Source organism: Streptomyces noursei, from assembly GCF_016917755.1.
GTDB lineage: Bacteria > Actinomycetota > Actinomycetes > Streptomycetales > Streptomycetaceae > Streptomyces > Streptomyces yunnanensis.
The window spans coordinates 3,833,701-3,847,056 of record NZ_CP070326.1; the positions used below are offsets into that span (position 1 = coordinate 3,833,701).

A 13,356-nucleotide genomic window follows, 5' to 3' on the forward strand; every position below is an offset into this window, starting at 1 on the left:
AGACCACCCGTGAACCGCCCACCCGGCACACCGCTCTCTGAAAACATCCACGACATCCGATCACCCATTCGGATACGTCGCGTTTTCGGGCGTCGAGAGCCGCCGGTGCACCCCGGCCGGGGGCCCGTGCCGCTCCGGGGGGATCCGTGTCCGGCTTCATCGTGCTGCGGGTACGCGCACACCGCGCGCTGCTGGCCGCTGCCCTGCTCTCGGTGCTGCTGACCGCCACCGTGCTGGCCACCCTCTCCGCCTTCTCCGACGCGGTCGGCGACGCCGGGCTGCGACAAGCCCTGAGGGGAGTTCCCCAAGCTCTCGACTCCGTTCGAGCAGCGGAGACCTCCATCGCACCCGCCACCGCCCTCCAGGTCAAGGCCCAACTCCCGGCCTCCGGGCGGCAGTCCGCCGACCGGGCCGTCGAACGGGGCGCCCGGCGGGCCTTCGCCGGACTGCCGTTCACCGTCCGCACCCTGACCCGCTCCGGCCCGTACGCGCTGCCCCGCACCCACCGACCGACGGGCGCCGCCGAGCGGACGGCGGACGCGACGGGCGGCGACGAGCCCGACCTCACCCACCTCGCGCTCCTCGACCGCGACCGGATCGAGCTCACCGCCGGCCGCTGGCCCGGTGCGGCGGTGCACGGCCGGGTCCCGGTGGCGCTGCCGGAGGCCGCCGCCACCGGGCTCGGTCTCCGTCCCGGCCGCCGCCTCACCCTCGACAACCGGTTGTCCGGCCCCGCCCACCTCACCATCGAGGTCACCGGCGTCTACCGGCCCAAGGACCGCACCGACCCGTACTGGAAGCTCGACGAGCTCGGCGGCCGCGGGGTGCGCACCCTCGGCTTCACCACGTACGGGCCGCTGCTCACCGGGCCGGGGGCGTTCGGGGCCGGCGGGCCGCTGACCCAGGACTCGGTGGCCTGGCTGGCCACCGCCGACTTCCGCACCCTGACCGCGGACCGGCTGCCCGCACTGGCCGCCGCCGCGCGCCCCGCCACCCGGGCGCTGACGGCCGACCCGGCGTTCCACGGCCGGGCCACCGCCGGCACCGAACTCCCGGACACACTGGGGAAGTTACGGCGGTCGCTGCTGGTGAACCGGTCCACCGTGCTGATCGTCGCGCTCCAGCTCCTGCTGCTGGCCGGGTACGCGCTGCTGCTGGTGGGGCAACTGCTGAGCGCCGAGCGGACCGACGAGCGGATCGTGTTGCGCGCCCGCGGCGCCTCCCGGCGGCGGCTCGCCGGACTGGCCCTGGCCGAGGCGCTGTTGCTGGCGCTGCCGGCCGCGGTCGCCGCCCCGCTGCTGGCCGGCCCGCTGCTGCGGCTGCTGGCGGACGGCGGTTGGGGTCTCCCCTGCCACCACGGTCTCGGGAGCCTGGGGACGGTCCGGTGCGAGCTGCCCCTGGAAGCCGCCCGCACCGGCGCCACCTGGCTGACCGGGGCGCTGGTGGCGTGGGGCTGCGCCGTCGCGGTGGCCGCGCCGGCCGTGCTGCGGTCCGGCGCGGACGACCCTGCCGTACAGGGGCGGACCCGGCCCCGCGCGCTCCGGGCCGGCGCCGACCTGGGGCTCCTGGTGGTCGCCGGGGTGGCGTACTGGCAGTTGTGGCGGCGGACCGGCGACGGCGGCGGGGTGCTGACCGAGGACGGCGACGGCACGCTGGGCATCGACCCGGTGCTGGTGGCCGCGCCGGCACTGGCCCTGCTCGCCGGCACGGTGCTGACGCTGCGCCTGCTGCCGCCGGCCGCCGGGCTCGCCGAACGGGCCGCGGCCCGCGGCCGGGGACTGGCCGCGGCACTGGCCGGCTGGCAGATCAGCCGCCGCCAGCTGCGCGGCACCGGGCCGGTGCTGCTGCTGGTGCTGGCCACCGCGCTGGGCATGCTGGCGATCGGGCAGCGTGCCTCGTGGGACCGCTCGCAGGACGACCAGGCGGACTTCCGGGCGGCCGGCCCGGTGCGCGTACTGGACGGTCGGACACCGCAGTCGGGGCAGGGCGACGGCTATGCGGCCGTTCCCGGGGTGGCCGCGGCGCTGCCCGTCGGGTACTCCACCCTGGACCTGCCGGACGGCCATGCCGGCTCGCTGCTGGCCCTGGACACCCGCCGGGCGGTGGGAGCGCTGCGGCTCCGCGGCGACCTGCTGGGCGGCCCCGCCGACGGGCCGGCCGCCCGCCGCGCCACGGCGGACCTGCTGCGGGCGGCGGCACCCCCGGCCGGCATCCCGCCGGGCATCGAAATCCCCGCGGACACCGCACAGTTGCACCTCACCCTCACCCTGACCTCGCTGCGGACCCTGCCCGCGCCCCGGCACCTCCCGTCCGACGGCAGCGGCCCCCGCCCCGCCTCACCGGACACCGGCCCCGTCCCCGCCACCGTCTCCGTCCTCGTCACCGACGCGCACGGCAGCCCGCACGCCCTCCCGCTCGGCGCCGTCCCGGCCGACGGCCACCCGCACACCGGCACCGCCCACCTCGCCGCGGCGGGCGGCGCCCCGCCGGGCCGGCCGACCGGACCGCTGCGGCTGACCGGCCTCCTCCTCGTCGTGGACCAGCCGCCGGTCCCGCACCGCCAACGGCTCACCGTGGACGCCGCGCGGGCGGTCACCGCCGACGGCGCCGCGCACCGCCTCACCGCCCCGCGGGGCCTGGCCTGGACGGGCCGGATCACCGACCGGAGCGCCTCCGCCGGCACCCCCGGCGGCCCCCGGGCCGGCCGCGCCGAGGTGCCCGACGGCGGGCTGCTGGCGCAGACCTACGACAGCGGCGCCCGCCAGGACGAGTGGAGCGCCGCGGTCACCACGGTGCGGATCACCGCCGCGCACCCCGCGCGCCCGCCGCTGGCGGCCGTCGCCACCGACGCGTTCCTGCGCGCCAGCGGCTCCCGGGTCGGCGCGGTCGTCGACATCACCGTCAACGGGCAGGCGCTGAAGGCCAGGATCGTCCGGGCGGTGCGCGCGCTGCCGGGCCCGGCGGACGAACCGGTCGGCTCCGGCGGGCTGCTGGTCGACTTCGGCGCGGTCAACGAGGCGCTGTCCGATCTGGGCGCCGGCCCGCTGGACGCCGCCGAGTGGTGGCTGCGCCCCCGGCCCGGCGCCACCGCGACGGTGGTCGCGGCGCTGCGGGCCCGCCCCGACCTCGAACCCGGCCAGGTGCTGGTCCGCGACGAGATCGCCCGGGAGCTGCACGACGACCCGCTGGGCCGCGGCCCGCAGACCGCGCTGGCCGCCGCGGCGGCGGTCGCGGTGGCGCTGGCGGCGACCGGTTTCGCGGTCGGCGCGGCCGGCTCGGTCCGCGAACGGGCCCGGGAGTTCGCCGTCCTGCGGGCCCTGGGCGCGCCCCGTCCGCAACTGGCCCGGATGATCGCCGCCGAGCAGGGCGTCCTGATCGTGCTGGCGCTGGCCGTCGGCACGGCCCTGGGGGCGGTGCTGACGCGGGCGGTGGTCCCGCTGGTGGTGCTGACCCAGCAGGCGGGCCGCCCGGTGCCGCCGGTGCTGGTGGAGCTGCCGGCCGGCCAGGTCGTCGGCCTGCTCGCGGCGGTGGCGGCGGTCCCACTGCTGGTCGTCGCGGCCGTCGGGCTGCGCCGCGGCGACCCGGTACGGGCCCTGCGCGGCCAGGGGGAGCGCTGAGATGCCCGAGCAGACGGGGGTGCGATGACGACGCCGAAGGCACACGCGACGCCCGGCGGGCTGCCGGCCCGGCTGCGCGCCGCCCTCCCCCCGGCTCCCCGTCTGCTGCGGGCGGGGCAGTCGCCGACGGCCGTGTTGGCGCTGGGCGCGCTGATACTGGTCACCGCGTTCCTCGCGGCGGCCTTCCCGCGCGGCGTGGACGCCTACGAGACCCGGGGCGTCCGGGCAGCGCTGGGCGACGTCCGCCCCGACCAGCGGATGGTGGAGATCACCGCGAGCCGCCACGACACCGCCGCCGCCCACTACGCCCCGGACACGCTGACACATCAGGACGCGGCGATCCGGGGCCAGTTGACCGCCGCCGCCCCCTTGCGGCTCTCCCCCGCCGACGCGGTCCGCGGCGTCCGCACCACCACCCCGCTGACCTCCGCCGACCCCGGCCTGCCCCGCCCCGACGGCGTCGTCCCCGCCTTCTCCCTGTACGCGGTCGCCGACCTGGCCCGGCACGCCACCGTCACCCGGGGCCGCCTCCCGCGCCCCGCACCGGTCGGCTCGTCCGCCCGGGAAGCGGCGGTCACCGTCGCCACCGCCCGCGTCCTCCACCTGCACCCGGGGAGCCGACTCCGCCTCGGCGGGCTGACGTTGCGGATCTCCGGGCTCCTCGCCCCGCGCGCACCCGACGGGCCGTACTGGGCGCTCGACCCGCTCCTGGTGAACGCCGCCCTGAGCACCGGCGGCACCCCGCCGACGAAGCGGTGGCGCGCCGCGCTGCTGCTCGCCCCGGAGGACGGGCCGGCGCTGCTGTCCACCCCGGGGGAGCCGGAACGGTTCTGGCGCTACCCCGTGGACACCAGCACGCTGACCGCCGGTCAGGCCCCCCTGCTCCAAGACCGGGTGCGGTCCCTCCAACACGGCCCCGGGCTGGTCCGCCTGCGCGCGGTGGTGGGCTCCGGCGGGCTGGCGGACAGCGCGCTGGACGGCCTGTTGGACGGTTTCGGGCGGTCCCGGGACGCGGTCGCGCCAGTCGTCGCGGTGGCCGCCTGCGGCATCGGCACCGTCGCGGGCGTCGTCGTCCTCATGACCGGCGCCCTGGCGGCCGCCCGCCGCCACCGCGAACTGGCGCTGCTGCGGGCCCGGGGCGCCTCGCTGCCCGGACTGGTCGGCCGGCTGACGGCGGAGACCGCCGCGGTGGCGCTGCCCGGCGCCGCCGTCGGCTGCGCCCTCGCCGTCCTCCTCATCCCCGGCGAACGCCTCCTGCCGTCCCTGCTCGCCGCGGCCGGCGTCGGGCTGCTCGGCACCCTCGCGCTGCCCCTGCGGGCCGCCGCCGCACACCGCACGACCCGCCCCGCGGTCCGCGTGGACCTGGTCGGCGGCCGGCCCTCCCGACGCCGCACGATCGCCGAACTCACCGTGCTGGCCCTGTCGGTGGCCGCGGTGCTGGCCCTGCGCCGCCGCGGCACCGGCTCCGGCGGCGTGGACGCCCTGGTCAGCGCGGCCCCCGTGCTGGTCGCGGTGATCGCGGCGCTGCTGCTGATGCGGCTGTACCCGCTGCCGCTGCGGCTGGCGGCCCGGCCCGCCGCCCGCGCCCGGGGGCTGTCCGGCTTCCTGGCCCTGGCCCGGGCCGGCCGCGCCCCCGCCGCCGGACTGCCGCTGCTCGCCCTCCTCGTGGCGCTGACCACCGCGTCGTTCGGCGGCTCGGTGCTCGCCGGGGTCGCCGACGCCCGCGACCGCGCGGCGCTGACCGCGGTCGGCGCGGACGCCCGTCTCACCGCCACCGCGCCGCTCCCCGCGCGCCTGTTGTCGTCCCTGGCCACCGTCCCGGGCGTCCGGGACGCCGTCCCGCTGCGCCTGAGCACCCAACCCGCCGACGACAACGGCCCGTCCCTCTACCTCGTCATCGCCGACGCCGACGCCTACGCCCGGCTCGCCCGCGCCACCGGCCTGGGCGCCTTCGACGCCACCGCGCTGGCCGACCCCGGCGGCGACGAGCCCCTCCCGGCCCTTGTCTCCCCCGGTGTCCGCACCCGTTTCGGCAACGCCCCGATGGTGCTGCAACCGGAGTTCGGCCAACTCGTCGTCCGCCCGGCCGTGGTGCGCCGGGACACGCCCGCCCAGCCCGGCGGCGACTTCGTCGTGGTCGACGCCCGCAGCGTGGCCCGGCTCCACCCCGACACCTACGCCGACCCCGCCACGGCCCCCTCCCTCGTCCTCCTCGCCGGCCCCTCCCTCGATGTCACCGCCCTCCGCGCCACCGTCCGGGCCCACACCCCCGCCTCCCTCCCCACCCGCCTCACCCTGCGCACCACCACCCGTGCGCTGCTCGCCGACTCCCCCCTCCAGCAGGGCGCGGAACGCCTCTACACCGCGACCGTCGCCGCCGGCGCCGGCTTCGCGCTGCTGGTCCTGTTCCTGTCCCTCCTCCAGACCGCCCCGGAACGCGCCCGCCTGCTCACCGGCCTCCGCGCCCTCGGCCTCCCCCCGTCCCAGGGCCGCCGGCTGCTCGTCCTCGAAGCCCTCCCCCAGGCCCTGCTCGCCGCCCTCGGCGGCACCCTCACCGGTGCCGCCACCCTCCGTCTGCTCGGCCCCGGCACCGACCTCACCCCGCTCGCCCTCCCCCTCGCCTCCGGTCCCACCCCCGGCACCCCCGTCCACCTCCGGCCCGACCCGACCTCCCTGCTGCTGCCCTCGGCCGCCCTCCTCGTCCTGGCCCTCGCCGCGTCGCTCCTCCAGGCCCACGCCGGCCGACGCCGCACCACGACGGCCGAGTCGAGGACGGGAGAGGCGGGGTGAGGCGGCACCGGGCGGGACGGCGCGAGACGGACCGGCCGCCACGAGGACACGCCCCCGCAGGCCCACACCCACGCCCGCGCTCGCACCCACGCCCCGGAGATCCCACCCCATGACCCCCCGCCCCGACGCGACACCACCGCCGACGCCCGCACGCCCCTCGCCGCCGCCCCCGGCCGCTCCGCCCTCCCTCACCGACCTGGAGCGCCGCGCCGCCACCCGCCACGCCCGTCCGGTCTACGGGCACGACGCGCTGATCGCCTGCGACCGCCTGGTCCGGGTCTTCACCGCCGACGGCGTGGAGGTCCAGGCCCTCCAGGGGCTCGATCTCCTGGTCGCCGAGGGCGAGTTGATGGCGTTGGTGGGCGCTTCCGGAAGCGGCAAGTCCACTCTGATGAACATCCTGGCCGGGCTCGACGTCCCGACCGCCGGCGCGGCCCGCGTCGCCGGCCGCGACCTGCTCGCGATGGACGCCCGCACCCGCCTGGACTACCGCCGCAACGTGGTCGGCTTCGTCTGGCAGCAGACCGCCCGCAATCTGCTCCCCTATCTCACGGCCCTGCAGAACATCGCCCTGCCGATGCAGCTGCGCGGCGGCCGCCGCCGGTCCGAACGCACCCGGGCGGCCGAGGAGTTGCTGTCGCTCCTCTCCCTCACCCACTGCCGCGACCGGCGCCCGCACCAGCTCTCCGGCGGCGAGGCCCAACGCACCGCGATCGCCGTCGCGTTGGCCAACACCCCGGCCGTCCTGCTCGCCGACGAGCCGACCGGCGAACTGGACTCGCACACCGCGGAGCAGGTCTTCGCCGCGTTCCGCACCGCCAACGAGGAACTGGGCACCACGATCGTGATCGTCACCCACGACCAGAAGGTGGCCGACGAGGTCCGCCGCACGGTGGCCATCCGCGACGGGCGCACCTCCACCGAGGTCCTGCGCCGCACGGAAATCGATGCCGCGACCGGCCGGGAATCCGTCGTGGCGCGCGAATACGCCACCCTCGACCGCGCCGGCCGCCTCCAGCTCCCCGCCGACTACACCGCCCCGTTGGGCATGCGGGACCGCGTCCTCCTCCAACGGGAACCCGACCACATCGCCGTCTGGCCCGACGCCCCCGCCGACACCCCGGCCGAACCCCCCGGCGAGGACCCCGACGAGGACCCCGCCGAGCCATAGCGGGCACGGGGCGCAGCGGCCCGCGCCGGCCCGGTCGCGATCAGACCGGCGTGACCGTCAGCCCCGACAGCCCGGTCGCCCCCGCCGGCCCGGCCACCCGTACGGCGATCGACCCGTACGGCGTGCTCAGCCGCAGCCAGCCACCGGCGGCCAACAGCGCCAGGGCCGGCCCCGTCGCCTCCGCACCGGCCACCCCGGCCGTCCCTGAAGCCGTCCCGGCCGTCCCAGAAGCCGTCCCGGCACCCGCGCCGGAAGCCGCCCCCGCACTCGCGGAGGCCGCCATCGCCCCGGCCCGCGCCCCGCGCAGGAACCCGAGCGCCTGCGCGGCATGCACCGCCCGCAGCGGCAGCTCCGTGTCGCCCAGCGTCCGCGACCAGATCTCCCGACCGATCCGGTCCCGCTCGGGCCGGGTGCGCCGCTGCGGCGGCAACTCCTCGTCCCGGGCACGGAATTCGGCGACCGCGGCGGACACCGCGCGCATCAACGCCTCCGGGGAGGGCAGCCCGGGGACCCGCGTCCAGCCGCCCCGCGGCGGCAGCACCCCGGCCCATGGCGGGCCGGTGACCGCGGCGGGCACGGTGACGCTGCCCGCCGCCTCCTGAACGCCTTCGAGGAGCTCCCCTGCGGAGACGGTCACATCCAGGCCGGAACCGCCCGTGCGGCCCGGCCCGGACGCCCCGGCACCGGGCTCGTCGCCGGCGTCGGCGGCCCCGGTGTCGGCCGCCAACCGCGCCGTCCGGATCGCCAGCACCTCGAAGGACGGCGGGCGGCCGAAGACGGCCAGCACCCCGCCGCCCGTCTGGAGCCGCACCGCGGCCCCGCGGTCGTAGTGGATCAGCCGGGCGAGGAAGGCGGCGAGATCCGCTGCCTCCCCGGCGTCGGCCAGCCGCAGCACCGTCATGCGCCGACGGCCCCTTCCTGATGCGCGGCGTCGTCCAGGTACTCCTTGAGGATCGCCTTCTCCTCCGCCGTGAGACGGCGCGGCCGCCCCGCGGCGAAGTCGAACGGCACGACCACGGTCGAGGCCCGCAGGTAGACCGTGTCCTCGTCCTTGACCTCGTACCCCACCGTCATCGACGCGGCACTGATCTTCCGCACCCACAGCTCGACGGTCACCGGCTCGGGCCGGTGCACCAGCTGCCGCAGGTAGTCGATCTCGTGCCGGGCGACGACCGAGCCGCCCTTGAACGACGGACTGCCGTCCCCCGGCGCCAGCCGGCGCATGAAGTCGATCCGCGCCTCTTCGAGGTAGCGGACGAACACCGCGTTGTTGACGTGGCCGAACGCGTCCATGTCCGACCAGCGCAGGGGGCAGGAGTAGAGGTGTCGCACGACGGTCAGCCCCGGGTCAGCTTCTTGTACGTCGCACGGTGCGGACGGGCCGCGTCGGCCCCGAGCCGCTCGATCTTGTTCTTCTCGTACGACTCGAAGTTGCCCTCGAACCAGAACCACTTGGAGTTGCCCTCGTACGCCAGGATGTGCGTGGCGACGCGGTCCAGGAACCAGCGGTCGTGGGAGACGACCACGGCGCAGCCGGGGAACTCCAGCAGCGCGTTCTCCAGCGAGGACAGCGTCTCGACGTCGAGGTCGTTGGTCGGCTCGTCGAGGAGCAGCAGGTTGCCGCCCTGCTTGAGGGTGAGCGCCAGGTTGAGGCGGTTGCGCTCACCACCGGAGAGCACCCCGGCCGGCTTCTGCTGGTCCGGACCCTTGAAGCCGAACGCGGAGACGTAGGCCCGCGAGGGCATCTCGACGTGACCGACGTTGATGTAGTCGAGCTCGTCGGAGACCACGGCCCACAGGGTCTTCTTGGGGTCGATGTTCTCGCGGCTCTGGTCGACGTAGGAGATCTTGACCGTCTCGCCGACCTTGATGTCGCCGGTGTCCGGGGTCTCCAGGCCCTGGATCATCTTGAACAGCGTGGTCTTGCCGGCGCCGTTCGGGCCGATGATGCCGACGATGCCGTTGCGCGGCAGGGTGAAGCTGAGGTCATCGATGAGGACCTTCTCGCCGAACGCCTTGTTGAGGTTGTTGACCTCGACGACGACGTTGCCCAGACGCGGGCCCGGCGGGATCTGGATCTCCTCGAAGTCCAGCTTCCGCATCCGGTCGGCCTCGGCGGCCATCTCCTCGTAACGCGCCAGACGGGCCTTGGACTTGGCCTGCCGCCCCTTGGCGTTGGAGCGGACCCACTCCAGCTCTTCCTTCAGGCGCTTGGCGCGCTTGGCGTCCTTCTGGCCCTCGACCTTCAGACGGGTCTGCTTGGTCTCCAGGTACTTGGAGTAGTTGCCCTCGTAGCCGTGGAGGCGGCCGCGGTCGACCTCGCAGATCCAGCCGGCGACGTTGTCGAGGAAGTACCGGTCGTGGGTGACGGCGACGACGGTGCCGGGGTACTTCGCCAGGTGCTGCTCCAGCCACTGCACCGACTCGGCGTCGAGGTGGTTGGTGGGCTCGTCGAGGAGCAGCAGGTCGGGGGCCTCCAGCAGCAGCTTGCACAGCGCGACGCGGCGGCGCTCACCACCGGAGAGGTTGGTGACCGGCCAGTCGCCGGGCGGGCAGCCCAGGGCGTCCATGGCCTGCTCCAGCTGGGTGTCGAGGTCCCAGGCGTTCGCGTGGTCCAGGTCCTCCTGGAGCTTGCCCATCTCCTCCATCAGCGCGTCGGAGTAGTCGGTCGCCATCAGCTCGGCGACCTCGTTGAAGCGCTTGAGCTTGTCCATGACCTCGCGGGCGCCGTCCTGGACGTTCTCCAGGACCGTCTTGGACTCGTCCAGCGGCGGCTCCTGAAGGAGCATGCCGACCGTGTAGCCCGGCGAGAGGAACGCGTCACCGTTCGACGGCTGCTCAAGACCGGCCATGATCTTCAGCACCGTGGACTTACCGGCGCCGTTGGGACCCACGACACCGATCTTCGCGCCCGGCAGGAAGCTCAGCGTCACGTCATCGAGGATGACCTTGTCGCCGTGCGCCTTACGCGCCTTGCGCATCGTGTAGATGTACTCAGCCAAGAGAAACCGTCCGGCAGTTTGGATCTATCAGGTGGTCTGGGTGGCTCCGCCGCCTGGGCCATGGTGCGGCGTGGCCGCTGGAGGGCAGATACACCCCATCTTGCCGTACGTCCATCCCCGGACGGAAACGGGTGCCAAAGGACGGACGGCAAAGGCCCCGGAGCGAGGTGTCCGCTCCGGGGCCTTCGGCTTGCGCGTCCGGTGACCATCCGCTCACGGTGCGCCGACGGCCCGCTCACCGGTGGTCATGTGGACTGTGCTGCGAGTGTGACGGCTGGCCGTCCCGCTTACGCGGCCTGTCCGGTCTTCTTCTTGCGCAGGAAGAACACCGCGGCGCCGCCGATCACGACGAGGCCGAGCGCGACGCCCGCGATCACCGGGGTGGCGCTGCTGGAACCGGTCTCGGCGAGGTCGGTGCCGTGCCCGCCGGTGGTGCTGCCGCCGGTGGTGCCACCGGTCGAGGGCGAGCTGGGGTGCGGCGAGGGCTGGCCGCCGTTGCCCGCGGTCTTGCAGTCCAGTACGCCGGAGAAGGTCTTCTTGAAGCCGCCCGCACCGGTGATCGTGATCTGGTACGGGTGGTCCTCGGCGACCGGCACGGTCACGGTCTTGGACGCGCCCGGCGCGACCTCGTAGTCCTTGCCGGACAGCTGGAAGCGGAACGCCTCATCGCCCTTGTTGCTCGCGGTGACGTCCACGCCGCCCTTGGAGCAGTTCTTCTCCGCGGTGATCGCCGGGATCGCGCCCTGCTTCTTCCAGGAGACGGTGGCGGCCGCGGAGACCGTGGACTCGCTGGAGCCGGCCAGGATCTGGGTCTGGCTCTTGGCGTGCTCGCCGATGCCAGTGAAGGCCCGACCGACCGGGACCTTGGTCGCGGCCTGCGCGGTCAGCGAGGTGTTGCCGTCCGCGGCCCCCTTGGGGACGTCGAAGAACAGCTGGGTGCCGTCGGCGGCGCTGGTGACCGGCTTGCCGTCCTTGCCCACGATCTTCACGCCGGCCGGCACGTCCGCCGCCGGGGAGATGGTGACGCTGTCGGCGTTGGTGTGCACGGTGACCGGGCCGATCTTGCTGCCGGACTTGCCGGAGACCGCGGGCGGGTCCAGGGTCAGCGACGCCTTGGGCTCCGCGACGCTCTGCGCGCTCTTCTCCAGGTAGTCGGCGAGCTTCTCGGCGGCCGGGTCGACCGCGTCCACCTTGGCGTGGTCGGAGAAGCGCCAGATCGCGACCTGGGTGCCGGCCGCGGCGGTCTTCTCGGACAGCTGCCCGGCGCCGGCCTTGGCGGAGAGCGCGGCCAGGTCGTTCACCTGCGGGTAGGAGTTCTGCAGGATCCAGCGGATCTTGCCGGCGTCCGGGTTGTCGTGCAGCGACGAGGCGCTCCAGGGCACTTCCTGGTAGCGGGCCTGCTGCTGCGTCGGGTTGTGGATGTCGATGCAGTACGTCTGCAGCGTGCCACCGTTGTCCACCGACATCTCGAAGAGGCCGGCGCCGACGCGCTGGTCCCCTCCGTTGCCGTGCACCACGGCCTGGTCGAAGGTCTTCAGACCGCCGAGAGTGGCGGTGGCGCCCCCGTGCGACGCGGCCGGGTCATCCGCCACGGCGGTCCCCGCGGTGGCTATCGTGCCCGCCGCGATCAGGCCCGAGGCCACGACCGCGGCGGCAAGGCGGGCTGCGCCCCGCCCCTTCATCGAAAGCATGATTTCCCCTCTGGGCGAAGCGGTCGGCTGGAGAGGTCGCCTCGCCGGAAAGATCCCAAGAACTCAACGGCCGAACTGGTCAGCCTGGTCAGCCCCCGTGAGTACTCGTCGGATCCTATGGAGCGGACGCATCAGGGTCCCCGGTAATGGCGTTCCACAAGCGATCCGAATCGTAATCGTTACCGAATACGCTCACCCCGAGCTAACATTATCGACAAATCGCTGGCCGTTTTCAGGGCACAGATGCCTTCTGGGGCGAATTGCCGTCCGGACTCGTCCGCCCCGCCGGAACGACCGTCCGCCGTTCCGCCGCCGCTCCCATTACCACAGTCGTACCCGATTCAACTTCCCCCAACGTCCCCCCTTCCACGTCCGGTTGAGTTCCCTCTCCCGCCTTCCTCGCCACCCTTGCCGTCCGACGGAATGCGGACGTCCCGCGGGCGAGATCGTGCCCGATGGCAAGGGCGTCGACCTCCGCCGCGAACCATCGCTGGCCACCCTTCTCCGGCGACTGTTCCCCTTCCCGCAGCCGCAATCTCCCCTGGACGACGAGGGGTTCGCCGACCGCCACCGAGGCGGCGACATTGTCCGCCAGCGCCCGCCAGGACCGAACGGTGTAGAAACTCGTCTCCCCGTCGGTCCAACACTCCCGGGCCTTGTCCCACCGCCGCGAGGTCGCCGCCATCCGGAACCGCGCCACCGACACCCCCGCCGCGGTCTCCCGGTGCTCCACCGCCGTGGCCACGTTCCCCACCAGCGTCACCATCGTGTCGCTCATGAATGCCTCCCCCGTCCCCTCTTTATGACGTCACTTCAGTACGCCGCTTCAGTACGTCGCCTCAGTACGACGCGTTAGCGCGTCGCTTCAATACGTAACTCCGGAACGCCGCTTCGACGCGTCGCTTCAGTACGTGACTTCGGCCCGTCCTGTTTGCCGCATCTTGTTTGCCGTGTCTTGTTTGCCGCTTCTTGTTCAGTGCGCACTCGTCAGCAGGTACTCCTCGGCACGTGTTCCGCGGCAGGTGCTCCTCGCCATACCTTCCGTGCCTTCCGTGCCTTCCGTGCCTTCCGTGCCTTCCGTGCTT

8 protein-coding genes are annotated in these 13,356 nt (G+C 74.6%); 3 read left to right on the plus strand and 5 right to left on the minus strand.

Annotated elements, in window-relative coordinates:
* Positions 1-146: 146 nt before the first annotated feature.
* The 3 genes from JNO44_RS16940 (at position 147) to JNO44_RS16950 (ending at position 7,578) form a co-directional block, all read left to right on the plus strand.
* Complete coding sequence (locus JNO44_RS16940) at positions 147-3,617, plus strand: ABC transporter permease (RefSeq protein ID WP_205365019.1); 3,471 nt, start codon at positions 147-149, stop codon at positions 3,615-3,617.
* 24 nt (positions 3,618-3,641) lie between these two features.
* Positions 3,642-6,407: an FtsX-like permease family protein gene (locus JNO44_RS16945; RefSeq protein WP_240167565.1), complete on the plus strand. Its 2,766-nt coding sequence runs from the start codon at positions 3,642-3,644 to the stop codon at positions 6,405-6,407.
* A gap of 109 nt (positions 6,408-6,516) precedes the next feature.
* Positions 6,517-7,578: an ABC transporter ATP-binding protein gene (locus tag JNO44_RS16950; protein WP_205365021.1), complete on the plus strand. Its 1,062-nt coding sequence runs from the start codon at positions 6,517-6,519 to the stop codon at positions 7,576-7,578.
* 40 nt (positions 7,579-7,618) lie between these two features.
* Here JNO44_RS16950 and JNO44_RS16955 read toward each other — a convergent pair whose 3' ends face one another.
* The 5 genes from JNO44_RS16955 to JNO44_RS16975 form a co-directional block, all read right to left on the minus strand.
* Positions 7,619-8,479, minus strand: a complete 861-nt coding sequence (locus tag JNO44_RS16955) for a DUF8010 domain-containing protein (RefSeq protein ID WP_205365023.1) — start codon at positions 8,477-8,479, stop codon at positions 7,619-7,621.
* On the minus strand, positions 8,476-8,910 hold the full coding sequence (locus JNO44_RS16960) for an acyl-CoA thioesterase (RefSeq protein WP_073442299.1): 435 nt from the start codon (positions 8,908-8,910) through the stop codon (positions 8,476-8,478). The genes JNO44_RS16955 and JNO44_RS16960 overlap by 4 nt, the downstream gene beginning before the upstream one ends.
* 5 nt (positions 8,911-8,915) lie before the next feature.
* Positions 8,916-10,580, minus strand: coding sequence for an energy-dependent translational throttle protein EttA (gene ettA, locus JNO44_RS16965; RefSeq protein WP_205365025.1), 1,665 nt, complete (start codon positions 10,578-10,580; stop codon positions 8,916-8,918).
* A 287-nt stretch (positions 10,581-10,867) separates the two neighbouring features.
* Positions 10,868-12,271, minus strand: coding sequence for a Cys-Gln thioester bond-forming surface protein (locus JNO44_RS16970; protein ID WP_052286892.1), 1,404 nt, complete (start codon positions 12,269-12,271; stop codon positions 10,868-10,870).
* Between the two features lie 232 nt (positions 12,272-12,503).
* Positions 12,504-13,049, minus strand: a complete 546-nt coding sequence (locus JNO44_RS16975; RefSeq protein ID WP_205365027.1) for a single-stranded DNA-binding protein — start codon at positions 13,047-13,049, stop codon at positions 12,504-12,506.
* Between the last annotated feature and the right edge of the window lie 307 nt (positions 13,050-13,356).

What these genes read in the sequence shown, in the direction of transcription:
- JNO44_RS16945 (WP_240167565.1), top strand. Translation starts at nt 3,642, where the DNA reads ATGACGACGCCGAAGGCACACGCGACGCCCGGCGGGCTGCCGGCCCGG.
- JNO44_RS16950 (WP_205365021.1), top strand. Translation starts at nt 6,517, where the DNA reads ATGACCCCCCGCCCCGACGCGACACCACCGCCGACGCCCGCACGCCCC.
- JNO44_RS16955 (WP_205365023.1), bottom strand. Translation starts at nt 8,479, where the DNA reads ATGACGGTGCTGCGGCTGGCCGACGCCGGGGAGGCAGCGGATCTCGCC.
- JNO44_RS16970 (WP_052286892.1), bottom strand. Translation starts at nt 12,271, where the DNA reads ATGCTTTCGATGAAGGGGCGGGGCGCAGCCCGCCTTGCCGCCGCGGTC.
- JNO44_RS16975 (WP_205365027.1), bottom strand. Translation starts at nt 13,049, where the DNA reads ATGAGCGACACGATGGTGACGCTGGTGGGGAACGTGGCCACGGCGGTG.